Genomic DNA, 22,639 nt, shown 5'->3' with positions numbered 1-22,639 from the left:
ATTTAAAGTATTAAATAGTTTATTGCTATAACCGTTTGGTTGTAAGCATTCATGGTGTTTAGGTAATCAAGTTTAATATGGGTTGCTGTTTCTATACTTTGCAGATATTGAAAGAAATCAATTTCACCTTCTTTAAAAGTACGTTCGGCTGTTTTTATAATTTCTTCTGAAAGTTTATTGCCCTGAGTTTCGTAATAATTAAGGGCTTCTTCCTGCTGTTGAAGTTTAGCCAGTAGCGAACTGTATTCCGAATGTAATTTTACTTTGTAATCTTGTTGTTCGGCTTCAATAACATCTTTTGCAATATTGGAAGCTTTAATTTTCGAGACATTTCCACTAAAAAACAAAGGAATTTTAACCCCTAATTGATAGCCTTTAATATTGCCACTTAAACCACTGTTAGTGCCCTGAAAATACTCAACATTTAAATCGGGTAGTAAGTTTTGTTTTTCTTGCTGATTTAAAGCTTTGTAATACGATTTCGAGTCTTCAAAATATAAAAGTCCGAGGTTGCTTTCTAAAGACATGGTTTGCAATTCAAGCTTTTCTAAGGCAGATTCAGCAATCGTTAAACTATCAATTTGTACTAATTTTTTCAATTCTTCTGAAGCTAAAATAACGTCCTGTTGCGATTGTTTAAAAGCTGTTTCCAACTGTTTTTGTTTCGATTTTGCACTAATCATTTCTAAATAGTTGGTTTCACCTAACTCAAATCTACGTTCGGCAGAACTTGCAAAATTTTGATACAAACTATCTAAATAGCGATAGGTTTCAGCTTTATTTTTAGCATAAACCAAATGATTATATGCCAAATGTACTTCGCGCTTTATGTTTTCTAAAGTAATGGCATAATTCGATTTTTGTAAATTGTATTTCGCTTTATTTACTTTTTTATCGGCAAAATAAACCGTTGGAAATTTAAAATCCTGCGACACGCCAAACACCTTTAAAGGCTCGTTATTTATGGCTAAATTATTTTCATCGTAATGATAATAAATAGCAGTTTTATCAAAATTAAATGCCGAACCTATTAAAGCTTTGCTTTCATCTGCTTTTAAAGATGATGCTTTTAAGTGGGCGTTATTTTCGATAGTCAAACGAATAACCTCGTCGATATTTAAAGGCTTATTTTGTGCTTTTATTTGTACCGATAACAAAATAATTATCACTGTAATTATAGATTTCTTGTTCATTTTAAGTTGTGTTTTTTCTTCAAACCAAGCATATAAAACGGGCAAAACAATAAGCGTTAAAACGGTTGCCGTAACCAAACCACCAATAACTACGGTTGCTAATGGGCGTTGCACTTCGGCTCCGGCGTTTGTAGAAATAGCCATGGGTAAAAAACCTAAGGCCGCTGCTGCCGCTGTTAGTAAAACGGGTCTTAATCGTTCTGTAGTGCCACGTTTAATGCGTTCTTCAATATTAGTAATCCCTTCTTCTTTGAGTTCTTTAAAATGTTCAATTAAAACAATACCATTTAAAACAGCTATACCAAAAAGCGCAATAAAACCAACTCCTGCCGATATACTAAACGGCATATCTCTAAACCATAGCAATAAAATACCTCCAACGGCCGAGAGTGGTATCGCCGAATAAACCATGGCGGCTTCTTTTATAGAGCCAAAAGCGAAATGCAGAAGAATGAAAATAAGAATTAATGCAATGGGTACAGCAATCATTAATCTAGCCTTGGCACTTTGTAAATTTTCAAACTGGCCGCCATAAGTAACGCTGTATCCAACAGGTAGTTTTACTTTATTTTCTATAATGTTTCTAACATCATCTACCACCGATTGTAAATCGCGATTTCTAACGTTTATACCAACCACAATGCGACGTTTGGTATCATCTCTCGATATTTTAGCAGGCCCTGTAGTATATTTAATTTCAGCCAATTCATTTAATGGAATTTTTATGCCGCTGGGTGTATCGATAAATAAATTTTGAAGATTTTCAATATTGGTTCTGTGGGCGGAATCCAGACGCATCACCATATCGAAGCGCTTTTCGCCTTCAAATACGGTGCCTACCGTAGCACCTGCAAATCCCATGGAAATAACTTGGTTCACATCGGATATGTTTAATCCGTATCGTGCAATTTTATTTCTGTTAAATTTCACACTCATTTGAGGCAAACCCTCTACTTTTTCAATGATAATATCTGAAGCACCTTCTACATTTTGAATAAGCGATTTAATTTCGTTGGCTTTGCTTGCTAAAACAGATAAATCCTCGCCAAATATTTTAACGGCAACATCGGCACGAACACCTGTAATAAGCTCGTTAAAGCGCATTTCTATGGGTTGAGTAAATTCGACTTCCATACCTGGAATTACAGACAGTGCTTCTTTAAATTTATCGGCAAGCTCGTCTTTGCTTTCGGCAGAAACCCATTCACTTTTAGATTTTAGTTTAATAATAACATCGCTTTCTTCCATACTCATGGGGTCGGTGGGTACTTCGGCAGCACCAATTCTACTAACCACCTGGTCAACTTCGGGGAAATTATCTAAAAGAATTTTTTCAATTTTAGTGGTTACTTCTATGGTTTTACCTAAGGAAGTTCCGGTTTTTAAAACAGGCTGAATTACAAAATCACCTTCATCTAAAGTGGGTACAAATTCACCACCCATGGTCGTGAAAATCCAAATGCTTGTTACCAGTAAAAGACCCGCCAGTGAAACCACCATTTTTTTGTTTTCTAAAGCCCAGTGAATGGTTGGTTTGTATTTTTTTGTTAAAAATTTCATTAACCTAACCGATATGTTTTTATCGCTTTGTTTGTTCGGTTTTAAAAACATAGACGAAATAACGGGCACGTAGGTTAAACAAAATATCATAGCCCCAATTAATGCAAAACTGAAGGTTAATGCCATGGGTTTAAACATTTTGCCTTCTACACCACTTAAAGATAAAATGGGGATAAAAACGATTAAGATGATGAGTTGCCCAAAAATGGCAGAATTCATCATTTTAGAGGCGCTTTTATGGGTAATCGCATCGATTTGGTCTTGTTGTTCGACTTCAGAAAGAGATGCTAACTTAGAACTCTGACTCGTAATTTGAAAGGCAATAAATTCCACAATAATAACAGCACCATCGATAATAATTCCGAAGTCAATAGCGCCTAAACTCATTAAATTGGCGTCTATTCCAAAAATATTCATAAGGGAAATAGCAAAAAGTAAACACAATGGAATGACCGATGCTACGACCAATCCCGAGCGCAAATTACCTAAGAGCAACACCACAACAAATATGACAATGAGTGAGCCTAAAATTAAGTTTTCGGCAACGGTAAAGGTGGTTTTGCCAATAAGTTCGCTGCGTTCTAAAAAGCCGTTTATGTAAACGCCTTCGGGTAACGAACTTTGTATAGAAGCCACGCGTGCTTTAACGGCATCGATAACTTCTTTAGAATTTCCGTCTTTAAGCATCATGACCTGGCCCAGAACTTTTTCGCCTTCGCCATTACCCGTAATGGCTCCAAATCGAGTGGCGCTGCCAAAGCCTATGGTGGCTATGTCTTTTATGTAAACCGGTACACCTTCGTTTTTTACCACAATTTGTTCTATGTCGTTTAACGAATTTACCAAGCCCTCGCCACGTATAAAAAAGGCTTTATTGGTTTTTTCAATGTAACCACCACCAGCAATACTATTGTTTTTTTCTAAAGCATCAAGAATATCCATGTAATGAATATTCATAGCTTTTAACTTTTCGGGATTTATGGCAACTTCGTATTGTTTTAAATAACCGCCCCAGGTATTTACCTCGACCACACCGGGAATTCCAGATAGTTGACGCTTAACAATCCAATCTTGTATGGTACGTAAATCGGTGGCAGAATACCGGTCTTTAAATTCGGGCTTTACATCTAAAATATATTGATAGATTTCGCCCAGGCCAGTTGTTATCGGTCCCATTTCTGGCGAACCAAAACCATTAGGTATTTTTTCGCTGGCAGATTTTATTTTCTCGGCAATTAACTGCCTTGGTAAATAGGTACCTAATTGATCTTTAAATACAATAGTAACAACCGATAAACCAAATTTTGAAACCGACCGAATTTCTTCTACACCCGGTAAATTAGCCATTTCAAGCTCAATAGGGTAGGTTATAAATTGCTCGACATCTTGAGTCGATAAATTTCTTGATGTTGTTATAACCTGTACTTGGTTATTGGTAATATCGGGTACAGCACCAATGGGAATTTGGGTTAAAGAAAAAATCCCAAAACCAATAACAAACGCTGTAAAAAGTAGAATAATCAGCTTATTTTTTAAGCTGAATTTTATTATGTTTTCTAGCATAATTCAATGTAATGAAAATTAGTAAATTCTATTTAAAATATTGATTTTAAATAGTTTAAAAAGTATTCAGAAAAATTATGCTAATTTGGGAGGTTGAAAAACAGAAAGTTTTTCGTGTAAAGAAACGGGTTCTTTATAAAGAAAATTTAAAGGAATTTCTTTAACAATGGATGTGTTTAAAGAATAAGAAATATATGGCGCTAAAATAAAAGCCGTGTTTATATGACAAAGCATGTGGTGCGGATCCTTAAATGGTAAATTTTCATGACCTGTATGCTCATTTTCATGCTGAACCATTTGGTTGCCATAATGTTCTGAAAGGAAATTAAAAAAAGAATCGCCGTAAACTTCTTTATGATATTTGGCATGTTCCATAAGGGCATTGAACTTTGAAATGTCTTCAATGTTTATGTTGAAACTTTGAGTAAGAATCAAAAAAGAATATAAAACAACAATTATTTTACTCATACCAAAGACAATAGTACAAAAAAAATAAATGTCTTGATATTAATTTGAAGTTAAAAATAAGCTTTTAGCTGTACCGAGCCCGTGTGAATGGTTTGGCTTGTTTCGGTTTTTCTACCAAAATAACTAAGGTTTAAATCTAAAAACTTAGTTAGTTTTTTTTGTGCCAATAAACTCCAAGTAAAGTTTTTTCCTGGCTGTAATCCTTCAAGAATTTGGTAGGCAACAGGGGTGTTGGCATTGCCTGTAAATGCGTTTGATATATAATTAAATTCACCAATTAAAGAGTTGTTGTTTTTATTTGAAAACGTAAACGAGGTGCCGTATTTCTGTTGTTTTAAGGTTTCAAAGTTTCCAATGGTATTCTTTTTACTGGCGTGCTGGTAGTATAAATCGAAGCGAGTATTGTCGTTTAGTAGGTATGATAGCTTCGGACTTAAGCGCGTTTCATTAAAGTTGTAATTTTTACTCACAAAGTTTTCACTGATACTTTCGTTGTTTTCAAAATCGGATTGTAATGTTAGCAGCCAGCTTTCTTCAAACTTATGATTAAAATTTAATTGATGGCTTTTAAGCCCGTTTTCAATAAATCCAACCGATAAAATATTTCTGGTTTTATTAGATAAGTAAGTATATGAGGTTGTATAATGTTGTTTTCCTCTGTTAAAAAACAATACATTTCTTAAATTTAACTGAAGCCCCAGTTGCTTAGCTTCATCGGTTTTAAATGGGTTTAGGTTAAAGCTATTGCCATCGCGTTTTAACTTTCTATCAACCAAATAACTGGTTTGATTGTAAAAATGCGACCAGAATTTTTGAGTTTTGTTTTCGCTAACAGCCCATTGTGCAGGGTTAATAGTTACGGTTTGACTTAATCTGTTTTGGTGGGTTTTTATGTAAATTCTATTTGGTAGAAGCACCCGAATGTATTTGCCCTGGTCTTGAAATTGGGCAATTTCAAATTCTTCCAATTCTTGTATGCCATTGCCGTTGTAATCTATCCAAGTGTAAGTGCCTTGTCCGGGTTCTACCTCTACATAGGTAAAATCTTGTTGGGGCAGTGTACCCGAATTAGTTTCAAAAAGGGTGTTCCATTGCACCAGATTTTTAAATAATTTTTGATTGAATTGTAATCTGGAATTTATAGAACGTTCGTTATTTGCCTTAGTTTCCTCACTTTTTAATGTTCTGTAATTAGCATATAATGCTAAATTGGTTTTGGTGTTTTGAATAAGCCTAGTGTTTAAATAAAAAGTATTGGAGGTGTTTACTTTTTGTAATTGATTGTTTCGAATACTATCGTTTACACGGTTTTTATAACCTATTTCACCAAATAGTTTTGTGCTATCGCCAATGCCGTAAAAGACTTCGTAAGATTTAAATTTCTGACTTAAATTGGTGAGTGTTTGTGTGGCAATATCTTTTTGTTCGTTATCCTCGATGGCTATGTTTGTACCAACCCAACTTTTATTTAAACTGTATTGAATGTGGTTCGACGATCTTAAAAAAGTAGAAGTATTTATATTAGAACTTGCGTTTAAAAAACTAGAATACGATGTTATTCGCAATTTATTTAAAACTAAATTGGTATTAATTACATGTCTGTTACCATTAAAATTACCTGAATATCCTAAGTGTTCTAATTGATAATTAGCACTTCCTTTTTCAGGATGAAATAAATTAAAACCGGTGCGTAGCAAAGTTTGGTTACTCGAATTAAACGTTATAGTAGCACCATTAAGGTCACTTAAATTCCAATCGCGATTAAACTCGGCATTATACAACCGTTGTATGGTTTTAAAATCTTTTTGGAGATAGTCGGCATCTGCAAAAACATCCAGGTTCCATAAACTATCTTTTTTAATTATGCTTTGAGCTATTTTTAGTTTGGCCGCATAACCATCATTATTGTCATCATTTAAATTAGAAAACGTATTTAAATCATTTTTACTTCCTGCAAACTCAAAATTGATAGCTGTTTTTTCAGAAGGGTTGTATTGCCCATTTACAACTGCAATTTGAAGTTTTGTTGGGGCGATAAGCTGAATGATGGGAGCGTAATTGCCTTGAAATTCACCAGCATATTCATAAATATTACTAATAGCATTCGAGCTGCTTAAAACATAGTTTCCTTGATTGGCTCCTACTTGCGAAAAGGTTACGCGGTATAATTCGTCGTCTGGATTGTTTGAAAACACAAAAGCTTCAACACCATTTATAAGTTCTTTTTTATATAGAATACGGTTATCGTTTTGAGATTCTTTTACTTCAGAAGGCGCCACCATTAAAGTTTTGTCATCTCCGGCATTTACTAAAATTTGCACTTGTTCTTCCGATAGATTTTGTTGCAACGGTTGGTTTTTGGCATCGTTTTCAGAATACACCGAAACACCAATTTTTAATTTTTCACTTTCAATAGTTCCGCCACCGTAAGCCACCAATCGGGAGTAATTACGTTCGCTAAATTGATAATCGACGGTAATACGCATCTCCGAAGTTATGGGGTACGTAGCGTTAAAAATAATTTCGCCGGCATTATAATCTATAATATAATCTTTGTCTTCCCCGCGTTGTACAACGCTACCATTCACATAAACCGTTTCACTTCCTGATACAATAAGCACAAATAATTCGCCGTTTTGCCCCTGAAGTTTATATGGTCCTTGGTTGCCTTCTTGAGCGGTAAACTGACTTCTGGTGAATTGTCCGCGAACCAAGGCACCAGCAGCAAAAAGATTGGTTTTCGTTGTTTCGTTGCCAAGTGCCGTTTTTACAGAAAGACCTTGCACCCGTTTAGAGAAATTAGCAAAGTATGAGGTTTTATTTTCTAAATCAATATCGCCAGCGCGCACATTCCATGTGTCACTGAAAAGCTCAATAAAAACCTGGTCGAATTCATCTAATCGCTGGCTGTAGCCGCTTTCTTGTAAAGGAATATTAGCATCTTGTATAGAGGCGCGAAGGGATACTTTATCATTTAGTTTTCCCGTTATTTGAAGATCTAATTCACTTTTTAATACCGAATTTTGGTTGTTTCCAATCGTAACACCCCTGGAAATACTTCCTGAAGTTGTTAAACCATCAAACGGAATAAAATTTTTAGGCTCGCTGGGTTGCGACAGTTTATATAAGGTTTGTATGTTGTCGGTGTTATTTACAATAAGGCTTTCGTCTAATTGTTTGTAAGTACGCGTTAAAAATTCGGGATATTTTAAATAACTAATAGAAATTGAGTCTGCATCGATGGGTTTTATAAACGTTAAAATGCTTTTTGAAAAATCGACTCTGTAAAAAGACGAATCTACAATTTTATTGTTTTTTGTTTTAATTGAAAAGTAGCTCGCATTAATGCTTACGCTATCAATTGCAATGGAATCTTTTACAGCAACCGTTATTTTTTTATAGTTCGAGTTTAGGTCTTGTGACCAGGCACAAACCCCAACAAAAAAAATAAAAAGTATGGCAGTAATTCTCATCATGTACTTAAACTAAAAATAGCTTAAAATATTTTAATTATAGTTTTCGTTAAAAGACCTGTAATTTAATAGTGTAAAAGTAACGCATTATTTATTTTAGCTGAAAATCTTATTATTATTCATGAAAATAATCTCATACAACGTAAACGGTATCCGCGCAGCTATTAGTAAAGGCTTTTTAGAATGGTTAAAAAGTGCCAATCCAGATGTTATTTGTTTACAGGAAATAAAAGCTTTAAAAGAACAAATAGATGTAGATGCCTTTGCCGAAGCAGGTTATAAATACAATTATTGGTTTAGTGCTCAAAAAAAAGGGTATAGTGGTGTCGCTATTTTAAGTAAAATAGAACCCAACCATGTCGAGTATGGCACAGGAATTGATTCGATGGACTTCGAAGGCAGAAACCTGCGTGCCGATTTCGATGGCGTTTCGGTAATGAGTTTGTATTTACCATCGGGAACCAACGACGCACGCTTGGAGCACAAGTTTGAATATATGGACATGTTTCAAGACTATATAAACACCTTAAAAAAAGATATTCCAAACCTGGTTATTTGTGGCGATTACAATATTTGTCACGAAGAAATTGATATTCATAATCCTAAAATGAAAGGTGTGTCGGGGTTTTTACCTGAAGAGCGTGAATGGCTTGGTAATTTTATCGATAGCGGATTTATTGATTCCTTTCGATATTTAAACAAAGAGGTTCAAGAATTTAGTTGGTGGAGCTACCGAGCTAATTCCAGAGCAAATAACAAAGGATGGCGCTTAGATTATGCATTAGTTGCAGAGCCATTACAAGAAAAAATAAAAAGAGCCGTTATACTAACGAGCGCGGTACATAGCGACCATTGCCCAATTTTATTAGAAATTGAAAATTAATTTATAAAAGAACGAACCCTAACAACAGTAAAATGATTAAAAAAGTTTCATTAGCATTAGTAACCTTGGTTTTATTGGCATCGTGTGTGTCACCAAAAGTTTATAAAGATTTAGAAAATAAATACAATAATTTAAAAAAGGAAAACCGAAAACTAACTCAAGATAACGAAGCGCTTTTAGATGAAAAAACAGCTGCCGAAAACGAGTTAAAACAACTCAAAGCCGCATATAACGATGCTGTTGCCCAACGCGACAAATTACAAGCCGATTACGATACAACCAAAGCAAATTTAGATGCTTTAACCGCTTCATACAACGCTTTAGAGAAAAACAGCACAGCAGCTATTGCAGCAAATTCACAAAAAAATAGAGAATTATTAGCACAGCTCGATGCTAAAGAACAAGCCTTGGCCGCAGAAAATGCACGCCTTGAAAAACTTAAAAGAGAGTTAGAAGATCGCTCGAATCGTGTTGCAGAATTAGAAAAAGTTATAGCCGATAAAGACGCTGCTATGACTGCCTTAAAAGACGCTATTACAAAAGCCTTAACCGATTTTGAAGGCAAAGGTTTAACCATCGAACAACGCGATGGCAAAGTATACGTTTCTATGGAAAATAAATTATTATTTAGTTCTGGAAGTTGGGCTGTAGGCGTAGAAGGTAAACGTGCGGTACAACAACTAGGTAGTGTGCTTGGTCAAAATCCAGACATTGCTGTTTTAATTGAAGGCCACACCGACAATGTGCCCTATCAAGGCAACGGACAATTGGTTGGCAACTGGGATTTATCTACCAAACGCGCCACCGCCATCGTAAATATTTTACGTGAAAATAATAATATAAATCCTGAAAATTTAACTGCTGCCGGTCGTGGCGAGTTTGCGCCTATTGCAACAAACGACACCCCAGAAGGTCGCGCTAAAAACCGTAGAATCGAGGTGATTTTAACACCAAAATTAGACGAATTATCTAAGTTGCTAAACGAAAATTAAATGTTAGTTCTGGTGTCTTGAAATAATATTTTCAAGATATATCGCATGTGGGCTTTACACTGTAAATGCTAAGCATTCACGATTTCCAAGTTTGAAATAAAACTTATGAGTAACCGCTAACGCAAATCTTAACATAGTTTTAAACCTTTCAGTTAATTCGCTACTGAAAGGTTTTTTATCTTTATACCATCAACCATCAACCATCAATAATGAAATATACAACCATACCAAAAACCGATATAAAAGTTAGTAAAATTTGCCTTGGAACCATGACCTGGGGAAACCAGAATACCGAAGCCGAAGGACATGCCCAATTAAATTATGCATTAGAGCAAGGTGTTAATTTTATAGACACTGCCGAAATGTATCCGGTGCCAGCAAGCCCCGAAACTCAAGGAGCAACAAGTAAAATTATTGGTACATGGTTAAAAAATACAGGCCATCGAGATAAAGTCGTTATTGCAAGTAAAATAGTTGGGCGTCCAAGCGATTATACAGCACATATAAGAACTACAGGTTTGACTGGTAATTCTATTGAAGAAGCCATTAATAGCGAATTAAAACGTCTGCAAACCGATTATATAGATTTATACCAAATACATTGGCCAGAACGCGAAACGAATACCTTTGGAACCCGCGACTATAAGCATAATCCAGACGATGCCTGGACCGATAATTTTAATGAAGTGTTACATAAACTAGAGGCACAAATTAAGGCAGGTAAAATTCGTCACATTGGTATGTCTAACGAAAAAGCTTGGGGAGCCATGCGATTTTTAGAAGAATCTAAAGTACATAGTTTACCACGCATGAAAACAATTCAAAATGCATATTCGTTAATAAATAGAATTTACGAGGGTGATATGGCAGAAATTTCAATTCGCGAAAACTTAGGTTTATTGGCCTATTCTCCTATGGCATTTGGAGTACTTTCGGGTAAATACATAAAAGGCACCGCTGCCGATAATGCACGATTAAAATTATTTCCAAGATTTGCACGTTACAGCAGCGAATCCTGTACCGAAGCTACAAAACGTTATTTAAAAATTGCCGAAGACAATAACTTAACATTGGCTCAAATGAGTTTAGCTTTTGTAACCCAGCAACCTTTTGTAACCAGTAATATTATTGGTGCAACCAGTTTAGAGCAGTTAAAAGAAAATATAAATTCTATACATGTTAGCTTAAGTGAAGCTATTTTAGAACAAATAAATGCCGTGCACGCTCAAATTCCTAATCCAGCTGTATAAAAAAATTAAATGAGGTTTCTAATTTCTATACTCGTATGTTGTCAATTTATGTTCTTGTTCGCACAAGAACCAAAAACGCATGTTGAATATTATAAATCTGGAAAATTTAAATCTAAAGGAACTTATAAAAACAACCAAAAAAGCGGTTATTGGGTTTATTATAATGAAAACGAGCAGAAAACGCACGAAGGATATTTTAAAAATAAAATACCAGTTGGTTTATGGACTACTTACGATTATAACCAAGACCAATCTTTAAACGGCTATTACACCTCTGAACTCTTAAATGGAAAACCAATTGGCGAGATTTCATTTTATACGCCCAAAGGAATTTTAATATCTCAAGGACAATATAAAAAGGATATAAAAGTAGGTGCCTGGAAAAATTATGATAAAAACGGCAACTTACTTGAAAAATTAACATACATAAACGGCGTTCCAGAAGGTATTTGGTATAGTTATTATGACAACGGAAATGTAAATCAAACGGGTTTTTATGTAGATGGAAAACCTGTTGATGTATTAAAAACATTTCATGAAAATGGTGAACTTTACAAAATAGGAAGCCTTAAAGACGGTAAAATGCACGGTGTTTGGAAATTTTATGATGAAAATGGCAAGTATGTAAAATCCATAAATTATGTTTTGGGTAAGCCTATGTAAATAGAAGGTTCACCAGAAATATGAAATTTCCAAAATGTTTTTTTATTCCTGTAATGGATTGTTTAAAAATCGTCCTGATGCTTAAATGTGCGTAATACTGTAAATTCTTTTCTATAATAAATCAATTTTATATGTAAATTGTTACGCAAATAAATTGGCAACTAATTATGTAATTTTATGAAATGGCAAGGTAGAAGACAAAGCACAAATGTGGAAGATCGTAGAGGTCAAAGTGGTCCAAGACAAAGTTTTGGAGGTGTAAATCCATCATTATTAACGCCTTTAATTAAACTGCTTTTTTCCAAAGTAGGGCTGTTTATTGTCGGGATATTTTTAGTTATCTCTTTAGTGTTAGGTAAAAATCCGTTAAGCATAATTAGCAATTTATTAAGCGGAGGTGGTTTTCAAACCGAATCTTCCGAAGGGTATCAATCAACAGCAGAAGATGAAGAGTTGGCGCAATTTTGTGCTACCATTTTAGGCGATACCGAAGTTGTATGGAATAAACTTTTAAAGAATTATAGAGAGCCAACCTTGGTGCTTTTTACTGGCTCGGTGTCTTCGGCTTGTGGTGCTGCATCGAGTGCTACAGGTCCTTTTTATTGCCCAGGTGACGAAAAATTATATTTAGATTTAAGTTTTTTTGATGAAATGGCCCGCCGTATGAATGCTCCTGGCGACTTTGCCCAAGCTTACGTTATAGCTCATGAAGTTGGGCATCATATTCAAAAAATAACCGGTATTACAGATAAAATGAATCGTTTAAGAGGACAAGTAAGCCAAACAGAATACAATAAATACTCGGTTAGGTTGGAACTTCAAGCTGATTTTTTAGCTGGTGTTTGGGCACATCATTCGCAGAAAATGACAGGTATGATGGAAACCGGCGATCTGGAAGAGGCTATGAATGCTGCTAATGCTATTGGCGACGATAGATTGCAAAAACAAGCAACGGGCAGAGTGGTTCCAGATTCGTTTACACATGGCACCTCTGCGCAACGTATGCGTTGGTTTAGAAAAGGTTTTGAAACGGGCGATTTATCGCAAGGCGATACCTTTAGTGCTTCGGCGTTATAAACAATTAAATTATTATAAAACAAATTATAGTAATTGGTAAATATGTAGTAAATATCTTATTTTATTTCGATATTAATTAATTTTACAGTTTTTATTTGTTTTTATGTAAAATGACAAGATAATATTGAGTTTTTATTATAAATTTTGATGCTTTTAGAAATAAGTATTTAAAATGTAGTTTTAAGATTGACAGTGGTTTAAAGTATTTTTATAAAAGTTTTTTTATTTTTGTCTTAAAATTGTTTTAACCTAACGATCTACTCATGAAAAGAAAACTACGTGAAACTTTTCCTATTCAAATAAGTTTAATTTTAATATTTGTTTTCATATTAAATTATACCTCCGAGGCACAAAATTATGCTCTTGATTTTAATGGGATTAACCAATATGGGCAAGTGTCTCATAATGATGCTTTAAAGCCTAATCAATTTACTATTGAGGCTTGGGTAAGAGCTGACGTTTCAAATAATACTTACAAAGCAATTGTTTCAACAGGAGCTTCTTATAATAATGGGGTGAATGCTTACGGAGCTATTCTTTACAATTACAATAACCGGTGGGTTCTTGCCTATGGAAATCAAGGAGCATTTCAATACTTAACTTCAAACACTCCAGTACAAGTAGGAGTCTGGACACATGTAGCTGCGACCTATAATGGAAGCGAATTTAGGCTATATGTGAATGGAAACTTGGATCGAACCACAAATCATGGGTATAGCCCAGATAAACCAAATGGAAATGCGCTTTATATAGGGGCTGATTACACTACGGGCGGTGATTATTTTGATGGATTAATTGATTATGTGAGAATTTGGAATGCAGCACTGACCGATCAGCAAATAAGAAATAATATTTCAAGAAGCATTCCTCCAAATGAAAATAACCTAGTTGCTAATTATGAATTTAATGAGGGAAGTGGCAGCTCGTTTTCGAATAGCAGTACCAATGTCTCGGGGTTAAATGGAACTCTAGTTAATGGTCCAACTTGGGAGAGCGTACCCCGAAAAACTTTGCATCTAAAAACTGATGTAGGGCTTGCAAATAGTGGAAACAATTTAACTGGATGGCAAGATCAGGCAGGTGTTAATAATTTTACAGTAATTGGTACGCCGGGTTATGTAGCCAATGGAATAAACTTTCATCCAACGGTTTCATTTAATAATACAGATGCCCCTTCTACTTTACCTTCAAGCCGCCTGGAGGGAAATACTTCTATTCAGGTTCAATCTGCTATAGTGGTAATGAAGAGTAATTCAAATACCTCAACTTTGCTCGGAAGTACAGTACCCGGTCCAATTTATGGACCAGGATTGTTTGGTTATAGAGGAAATGAAAACCAATTAATTGGTCGAGGGGATGATATTTTTAAAGGATTCTTTAATCTAGATAGGAATGATTTTTCCATAGCATTAATTGATTTTAGTGGATTACCAGGCAAATTCTTTCTGAATAATGGAAATGAAGGTGTTTTTTCTTTTACCACCAATTTTAGAGATATCACTGTAACCCCAATGGTAGGGGGAACCAACAATAATGGAAATGCCAGCGGTTGGAATCCTTTTAATGGGGAAGTGGCCGAGATCGTTACTTATCCTACTCCTTTATTAAATGATCCGTCAAATGTTCGCAGGTTAATGACCTACATGGCTATTAAATATGGCATTACTTTAAACAAAAACACCCAGACCTTAACTCATTATGAAGCCAGTAACGGAACTATACTTTGGGATGATGAGAATTATTGGAACGATGTATTTGGAATTGGCCGCGATGACGCCAGCGGATTAAATCAATCCCAATCGAACAGCATCAATACCGGTTCTGGTGACGGTACGGGTCAAAGCGGCAAAGGAAACATCGTGATCAGTGATCCTTCCACTTTGGCAGACGGGGATTTTTTGATGATAGGTCATGATAATGGGGCTTTAACTGAGCAAAGCAATGAAGTACCTGCAAGTCTGGCTGGTTCACAACGAATCGGAAGAGAATGGAAAGTGAATCATACCAATGATGTAGGAACTATTGATTTAACTTTCAATACTCTTGGTTTAACTTTTTCTGGAACTCAAGCTTCAGATTTCAAACTATTGATTGATACGGATGGCAACGGAAATTTTGAAGATGGCACTGTTACAGTACTTGATGCCAATTCTTATTCTGGAAATGTTATAACTTTTGATGCAGTTATCTTACCACAAGGTGCAGTATTTACTTTTATTACTAAAACTAGCGGAGGCCCTGGACCTGGAGTACCCGGAGCTGCTTTATGGCTTAAAGCAGATGCAGGAACCACGTCTTCATCAGGAACTTTAACATCTTGGCTAGATCAAACAGGTAATTTCACTTCTTCTATTGAAAGTAATCCGCAGATTAGAACTCAAAAAGTCAATTTCCAACCCTCAGTGGCTTTTGATGGAACCAATGACGGAGTTACCATACCTTATTCACCTGTCTTAAATTCACCAACTTTTACAATTAACATTGTAGTCTTGAGGCCGAACAACCTTTCAGGAGGCAAGGTTATAGACACATATGACAATAGTACAACCGGAGCAGGATATTCCTTAGATAATGCTTTTGATGGGGGACAACTAAAATGGAATTTTGGTCTTAAAAACGGTAGCGGTTATACACAAATTCGTGGAGGAAATACATCAATAAATCAATGGGATCTACTTACGGTTAAGTACGATGGTGCCAATGTTAATTTTTATAAAGACGGACAACTGGCAGGTACAGCACCAGTCGGTTCATACATTCAAAATACCGTAAAGCCTTTTCATATTGCCTATGGCCTTAACAGTTCTACTCCTTCCTTTTTCTTCAGGGGTGAAATTGCAGAGTTATCCTATCATTCTTCTGGTTTAAGCGATGCAGATCTAGCTAAGATTCAAAGCTATTTAGCCATTAAATATGGGATTTCCTTAGGTGATAACACTTCGGCAGTGGCTTACACCTCGGCTGCTGGAACAACTTTCTGGCCGGCCAACGCAACATATAAGTATGACATTTTGAAATAGGTAAAGACGATGGAAGTGGATTGAATCAAACACAATCCAATAGCAAAAACACAGGATCTGGAGATGGCACCGGCCAAAGCGGAAAAGGAAACATAGTTCTCAGCAATCCTTCTTCCTTGGATGATGGTGACTTTTTGATGGTAGGGCATGACAATGGTGCATTAACCGAGCAAGGGACAGACTTGCCTACTAATTATATAGGAAGTGCCCGATTAGCAAGGGAATGGAAAGTAAAACATACAGGAGATGTAGGTACAGTTGACCTTACGATTGATTTAACTGGGTTAAACTTTAGTACAAGAACTCTTGATAGTTTTCAATTATTACTAGACGCCGATGGAGATTTTTCTTCAGGAGCTACTGTTGTGCTTCCAGCTAGCTTTAGTTCTAATATATTGACATTCCCAGGGATCTCCTTGGCTGATGGGACCGTATTTACCTTGGTTACTAATACTGCCGGCCCCGGAGTTGCTGGTGCTAACCTATGGTTGAAAACAGATGGTGATGTTACAACTTCTGGTAACAACGTAACGGGTTGGACTGATCAAACAGGCATTAACACCTTTAGTGTAATTGGAACCCCCACAGTCGTTAATAATTCCGTTAATTTCAATTCGTCTATTAATTTCACCAATCAAACAGATTCTGGCTTACCTGCTAATGGATTAATAGGTGATACCGAAATTAGAGGTGTAGAGGCGTTTGGAGTATTTAAATACAAAGAACTATTTGTTCAAGGGACTATTCTGGGCAACAGATTGGCTGATGGAGGATTTTTTGCTAGTTTACTTAATACGCTGCAGGCCCGGGATAGCAATGGAAATGATCAAATATTTCAAAATTCAAACCTATCCTCTGTTTTTTCAATAAGTGCAATAGATTTATCGCCAACCCTTGCCGCGGCAAAAGTTAACGGAGCAGTCGCAAGTGTTACCCAAGATAATGGAGTTGACTTTGCCTCAGTTAATCTAACCCCTGTTATTGGCGGTGGAGCAAATGTAGGCAAGCTAAGTGGAGATTTGGTGGAATTAGTAGTTTACCCAAACTCTCTTTCAGATGTAGAAAAGAAAAAAGTCCAATCGTATTTGGCCATCAAATATGGCATCACTCTGGACCCATCCGTAACCGATTATGTGGCTTCCAGCGGAACATTGATTTGGAACAACACAGCTTATTGGAACGATGTTTTTGGAATAGGAAGAGAGGATGCTAGTGGATTAAATCAATCCCAGTCTAACAGTATCAATACGGGTTCCGGTGATGGAACCGGTCAATCTGGAAAAGGAAACATAGTTCTCAGCAATCCTTCTTCCTTGGATGATGGTGACTTTTTGATGATAGGGCATGACAATGGTGCATTAACCGAGCAAGCGACAGACTTGCCTACTAATTATAGGGGAAGTGCCCGATTAGCAAGGGAATGGAGAGTAAGTCATACCAATGATTTAGGAACAATAGATTTAACTTTCAATGCCCTTGGTTTGACTTTTACTGGCACTGGAGCTTCGGATTTTATCCTTTTGATCGATACGGATGGAGATGGAGATTTTTCAACAGGTACAGTAACTGAGGTGGCAGCAGATACTTATGCATCTGATATAATCTCTTTCTCAAATGTTACACTGCCAAATAATGCGGTTTTTACACTGCTTACTTATTTTAACAATTCCCTGTTTGTAACCTCAAATCTTTGGCTAAGAGCTAATGATGGAACTTCGCAAAATGCAGGGAATTTAAGTGGATGGGTGGATCAAACAGGTACGAATACCTTTACCATTACAGGCACACCAACCTTTGCTTCTGATGTGGTTAACTTTAATCCGGTAGTTGGCTTCAATAACACCACTAGTCAAACGGTATTGCCTACGCATCGCCTGACCGGGAATACCGAAATTTCTTACGTAGATGCCTTTGCTGTTTTCAAGCATAATAGTTCAAGTAATACAGGTACAATTCTTGGCGGAGCTACCTCAGGTACTAATTATGGGAAGGCAATTTTTGGCTCGTCACGTGATTTTCGGGTTTATGTGGGCGATGGTAGAGATGGTACCTACCAAAGTTTTGAAAATACTGATTTTGTAAATGCTTACAGTATCAACAATCTAGATGTATCCTTATCCACCTCACCCTTTGCTACTGCCAGGATAAATGGTACCACACAACCCGTAACAACAGCAACTGGAGGTGATTTTTCTAATATTTTATTGACCCCAATGATTGGGGGCACAAATAATAATGGTAATCCTTTTGGTTGGATCCCGTTTAATGGGAATCTGGCAGAAGTAATTACATTTCCTGCGGGACTTTCTCCGGTTGATAAACTTAAAGTTGAATCATACCTCGCAATTAAATATGGTATTCATCTACCAGGGTCTTATCTAGACGGCTTTGGAAATCTTATTTGGGATGCAACAGCGAATGCCTCCTATCATAATGATGTCTTCGGGATTGGCTCAGATGGGGACTCTGGATTAAACCAAACACAATCCAATAGCATGAATACCGGTAGCGGTGATGGTACCGGGCAGATTGGAAAGGGGAATATTGTTTTGAGCAACCCTTCTTCATTGGATCCCGGTGACTTCTTGCTGATCGGTCATGACAACGGTGCAATAGCAGAGCAAACCAGTGAATTGCCTTCCGGATTGACAAATGCAAAACGGATCGGACGCGAATGGAAGGTAAGTCACACCAATGATGTAGGTACAGTAAATCTGAGCCTAGATCTGTTGGGTATTTCGCTGGGAGGCAATCAGCCAAATAACTACAGATTATTGGTAGACACAGATGGAGATGGGGATTTTACTACGGGTACGGTCACGGAATTCACGCCCGATTACTTTAACGGGGTGCTACTTTTTTCAAATGTGTCACTGCCAGACAATTCAGTGTTTACACTGGTAAGTTCATTTAATGCCACCCTTTTTCAATCGCCAAATCTCTGGTTAAAAAGTGATCAGGGTGTAAGCACAAATTCCGGAAAATTAACTAACTGGGTCGATCAGAGTTTCTCCAATAATTTTTCAGTGGTAGGCACTCCTGCTGTCAATGACAGCTCATTGAATTTCAATCCAACCGTCAATTTTTTCCAACCGCAGAGTAATGGACTTCCTGACAATGGTCTATTGGGAAATACCCAAATTAGCGGGGTGGAAGCCTTTGGAGTGTTTAAGTATGAAAACTCCACTTTTGAAGGAACGGTTGTTGGAAATACAGCGGGACAAGGTGGATTTTTTGTGGGTTTATCAAATAGTCTAAAAAATCAAGATAGCAACGGCAATCAACAAGCATTCACAAATCTTAACTCGGGTACAACATTTTCTATCAGTTCCATTGATTTAAATCCTGCTTTAGCAGATGCAAGAGTAAATGGACAATCTGTCACAGTGAATCAAGACTCTGGAAACGATTTTTCATCCATTGACCTGACTCCTGCCATTGGTGGAGGGGCGACTACTGGTCGACTTAATGGAGATTTGGCCGAATTGCTTATATTTCCAAATGCTCTATCAGAATCGAATAAAGCTATAATTCAGTCCTATTTGGCCATTAAATATGGTGTCTCTCTTGATCCTTCTGTCAATGCCTATGTGGATTCAGACGGAAATCAAATCTGGACCGATACCAATTATTGGAATGATGTGTTTGGTATTGGACGAGATGATGTAAGTGGCTTAAATCAAATCCAATCCAACAGTGTTAATACCGGAAGCGGTAATGGAATAGGTCAAAGCGGCAAGGGAAATATTGTAATAATCAACCCAAGTTCTTTGGATGATAAAGCCTTTTTGATTATTGGACATGACAACGGGAGCTTACTCGAGCAACTCTCGGATCTTCCAGCCGGTTTAAATATGTTTAGATTAGGGAGAGAGTGGAAAGTTCAGCGCACAATGGACCCTGGAACTGTAGATCTAGAGTTTGATTTGAATGGACTGACAACAAGCGGAGTCACTACAAATCTCAATAATTACCGCCTTTTGATTGATAATGATGGAGATGGAGATTTCTCCACAGGTACAGTTCAGCAGATTATTCCAAATTCCTTTGTGAGTCCCAAGCTGATATTTAATGGAGTGAATTTTCCTGATGGAGCGATTTTTACCTTTGTTACCGGTGACCCAAATCCTTCATGGACTGTTACCAAATCTACGACTACCCAAGAATACAATCAAGTAGGTGACTTGATTAGTTATGAAATTGAAGTGGAGAATACTGGAAATGTGGTCATTTCCGGGGTGACCCTTACGGATCCAAACACGACTCTTTCACAAACCATTGTAGGTGACTTTCCTCAACCTGGAGTCTTGGATGTAGGTGAGACATGGACCTTCTTCGCCACGCATAGAGTCACCCAAGCAGATATCGACGCAGGTAGCTACAGCAACACCGCTACCGCTACCGGAATTCCTGCTAGCGGCACTTTGGCTCCTGGAATATCCAATACAGTTACGGTACCTGGGCCCGTTCAAAATCCATCTTGGACATTAACCAAACAAGCGTCTTCTTCAACCTTTGATGCTATAGGGGTTGGTTTGAGCTTTGAATTTGTGGCTACCAACACTGGAAATGTAAGTATTTCGGGTATTTCAATCAGTGATCCTTTGATACCCAACTTGTCACAAACGCCAATTCAAGGGACTGATACTGGAAATGATGGAATTTTAAGTCCCGGTGAGGCATGGAGATATGTAGGTGCTTATACTACGACTCAGGCTGATTTAGACCGTGGTTTTATAGAAAATACCGCAACGATTTCAGGTACAACGACTGTGGGAATATTGGCAGATGCTACTTCTAATACTGTAAGGGTCACTGCGAATAATAATCCTTCATGGACTGTTACTAAATCCACGACTACCCTAGAATACAATCAAGTAGGTGACTTGATTAGTTATGAAATTGAAGTGGAGAATACTGGAGATGTGTCCATCACCGGATTGACCCTTACCGATCCAAACACGACTCTTTCACAAACCATAGTAGGTGATTTTGCTCCATCTGGAATCTTGAATCTAGGAGAGACATGGACCTTCTTCGCCACTCATAGAGTCACCCAAGCAGATATCGACGCAGGTAGCTACAGCAACACCGCTACAGCTACCGGAATTCCTAATAACGGAACTTTGGCTCCGGGAATATCCAATACAGTTACGGTAAGGGGCCCAGATCCAAATCCTTCTTGGACATTAACCAAACGAAGTTCTTCAACATCCTTTAGTACAACTGGTTTTGGATTGCCTTATGAGTTTATAGCCACCAATACTGGGAATGTTAGTATTTCAGGAATTTCAATCAATGACCCACTAATTCCAAACTTATTACAAACCCCAATCCAAGGAACTGATATTGGGAACGATGGGATTTTAAGTCCTGGTGAGGCATGGAGATATGTAGGTGCCTATACTACGACTCAAGCGGATTTAGATCGAGGTTTTGTAGAAAATACCGCAACGATTTCTGGTACGCCAGCTGGTGGAAATTTGGCAGATGCTACTTCAAACACAGTAAGGGTCACGGCTGTTCAAAATCCATCTTGGACATTTACGAAAACAGCTCAAACTCTAAATTTCACAAACATTGGAGATGTGATGAGTTACAACCTGGTAATAGAAAACACAGGAAATGTAAGTATTTCAGGAGTGAGTGTTTCAGACCCTGGTAGCACGGTGTCTTCGACATTTACAGGGGATTCTGCTCCATTGAATGTACTGGATCCGGGAGAATCTTGGACGTACACAGCCGCTTACACAATCACTGGTGCAGAAATTTCGGCTCAGACCTATACCAATACAGCCACGGCAAACGGGAATTCTCCTGCAGGAGCCATGCCAGCTCTTCAAAGTTCAGCTACAGTAAACTTCAAAGCCTTTCCTGGTGGAATCGTGGGAAGTAATTTGTGGCTAAAAACAGATGATGGTATTTCTACTTTAGGAAGCAACTTAACTGGGTGGACAGATCAAACGGGTACAAACACTTTTTCAGTAAATGGAACCCCTACAGTCGTTAATAATTCAGTGAATTTTAATCCTATAGTTAATTTTACAAATTCAGTAGGTAATGGGCTACCAGATAATGGACTTACTGGTTCAGCTGCTATAACCGCAGTGGAGGCGTATGGCGTTTTTAAATATAAAGACTTAACAACTCAGGGAACCATTTTGGGAGGAACAATCGCAGATGAAGCGGTGTTTTCTGGTCTGTTCAATGGTTTGAAAATTGCTGATGAAAATGGAAACGACCAGTTTTTTACAAATCCCAATGCAGCAACTGCCTATTCTATCAGTAGCGTAGATGTAAGTCCTGCACTGGCAAGTGCATTTGTAAATGGAGCGGGTGCAACGGTTACACAGGATCTAGGAGGTGAATTTGCTTCGATTACCTTGGATGTCCCGGTAATTGGAGGTGGTAATAACAGGAATAAATTAAACGGGGACCTGGCAGAACTGGTTGTTTATCCTGTTCCATTGTCTGTTTCCGACCGTAATTAAGTACAA

Annotated in this window: 10 protein-coding genes; 7 read left to right on the top strand and 3 right to left on the bottom strand. The window is 37.2% G+C overall.

What is annotated here, in order from left to right:
• Positions 1-2: 2 nt before the first annotated feature.
• The 3 genes from AW14_RS02450 to AW14_RS14905 all read right to left on the bottom strand — a co-directional run bounded on the left by AW14_RS02450 (position 3) and on the right by AW14_RS14905 (position 8,257).
• Positions 3-4,316, bottom strand: a complete 4,314-nt coding sequence (locus tag AW14_RS02450; RefSeq protein WP_044637368.1) for a CusA/CzcA family heavy metal efflux RND transporter — start codon at positions 4,314-4,316, stop codon at positions 3-5.
• A gap of 75 nt (positions 4,317-4,391) precedes the next feature.
• Complete coding sequence (locus tag AW14_RS02445; RefSeq protein ID WP_044637367.1) at positions 4,392-4,784, bottom strand: hypothetical protein; 393 nt, start codon at positions 4,782-4,784, stop codon at positions 4,392-4,394.
• Between the two features lie 50 nt (positions 4,785-4,834).
• Entirely contained in the window at positions 4,835-8,257 is a 3,423-nt protein-coding gene (locus AW14_RS14905) for a hypothetical protein (RefSeq protein ID WP_044637366.1), read from the bottom strand.
• A gap of 121 nt (positions 8,258-8,378) precedes the next feature.
• Here AW14_RS14905 and AW14_RS02435 point away from each other — a divergent pair, with 121 nt between their 5' ends.
• From AW14_RS02435 to AW14_RS14375, 7 genes are all read left to right on the top strand, one after another.
• Entirely contained in the window at positions 8,379-9,140 is a 762-nt protein-coding gene (locus AW14_RS02435; protein ID WP_044637365.1) for an exodeoxyribonuclease III, read from the top strand.
• A 32-nt stretch (positions 9,141-9,172) separates the two neighbouring features.
• A complete protein-coding gene (locus tag AW14_RS02430) occupies positions 9,173-10,132 on the top strand; it encodes an OmpA family protein (protein WP_044637364.1) in 960 nt (319 codons plus the stop codon).
• A gap of 209 nt (positions 10,133-10,341) precedes the next feature.
• Positions 10,342-11,382, top strand: a complete 1,041-nt coding sequence (locus AW14_RS02425) for an NADP(H)-dependent aldo-keto reductase (RefSeq protein ID WP_044637363.1) — start codon at positions 10,342-10,344, stop codon at positions 11,380-11,382.
• Between the two features lie 9 nt (positions 11,383-11,391).
• Positions 11,392-12,045 carry a toxin-antitoxin system YwqK family antitoxin gene (locus AW14_RS02420; protein ID WP_084708736.1) on the top strand — a complete coding sequence of 218 codons (654 nt, stop codon included), beginning with the start codon at positions 11,392-11,394 and terminating at the stop codon, positions 12,043-12,045.
• A 177-nt stretch (positions 12,046-12,222) separates the two neighbouring features.
• Entirely contained in the window at positions 12,223-13,122 is a 900-nt protein-coding gene (gene ypfJ / locus AW14_RS02415; protein ID WP_044637361.1) for a KPN_02809 family neutral zinc metallopeptidase, read from the top strand.
• Positions 13,123-13,385: 263 nt separating this feature from the next.
• The gene (locus AW14_RS02410; RefSeq protein ID WP_044637360.1) at positions 13,386-16,142 is read left to right on the top strand and encodes a LamG domain-containing protein; all 2,757 of its coding nucleotides are present in this window, start codon (positions 13,386-13,388) and stop codon (positions 16,140-16,142) included.
• 20 nt (positions 16,143-16,162) lie between these two features.
• The gene (locus AW14_RS14375) at positions 16,163-22,633 is read left to right on the top strand and encodes a DUF7507 domain-containing protein (RefSeq protein WP_052647412.1); all 6,471 of its coding nucleotides are present in this window, start codon (positions 16,163-16,165) and stop codon (positions 22,631-22,633) included.
• Positions 22,634-22,639 lie beyond the last annotated feature (6 nt).

The sequence above is a fragment of the Siansivirga zeaxanthinifaciens CC-SAMT-1 genome (genome assembly GCF_000941055.1).
GTDB lineage: Bacteria > Bacteroidota > Bacteroidia > Flavobacteriales > Flavobacteriaceae > Siansivirga > Siansivirga zeaxanthinifaciens.
This window is presented reverse-complemented; position numbering and strand designations above follow the sequence as displayed.

Excerpts from the sequence above, each read along its gene's own strand:
- AW14_RS02435 (WP_044637365.1), top strand. The coding sequence starts at position 8,379 with ATGAAAATAATCTCATACAACGTAAACGGTATCCGCGCAGCTATTAGT.
- AW14_RS02450 (WP_044637368.1), bottom strand. The coding sequence starts at position 4,316 with ATGCTAGAAAACATAATAAAATTCAGCTTAAAAAATAAGCTGATTATT.
- AW14_RS02410 (WP_044637360.1), top strand. The coding sequence starts at position 13,386 with ATGAAAAGAAAACTACGTGAAACTTTTCCTATTCAAATAAGTTTAATT.
- AW14_RS02420 (WP_084708736.1), top strand. The coding sequence starts at position 11,392 with ATGAGGTTTCTAATTTCTATACTCGTATGTTGTCAATTTATGTTCTTG.
- AW14_RS02430 (WP_044637364.1), top strand. The coding sequence starts at position 9,173 with ATGATTAAAAAAGTTTCATTAGCATTAGTAACCTTGGTTTTATTGGCA.
- ypfJ (WP_044637361.1), top strand. The coding sequence starts at position 12,223 with ATGAAATGGCAAGGTAGAAGACAAAGCACAAATGTGGAAGATCGTAGA.
- AW14_RS14905 (WP_044637366.1), bottom strand. The coding sequence starts at position 8,257 with ATGAGAATTACTGCCATACTTTTTATTTTTTTTGTTGGGGTTTGTGCC.
- AW14_RS02445 (WP_044637367.1), bottom strand. The coding sequence starts at position 4,784 with ATGAGTAAAATAATTGTTGTTTTATATTCTTTTTTGATTCTTACTCAA.
- AW14_RS02425 (WP_044637363.1), top strand. The coding sequence starts at position 10,342 with ATGAAATATACAACCATACCAAAAACCGATATAAAAGTTAGTAAAATT.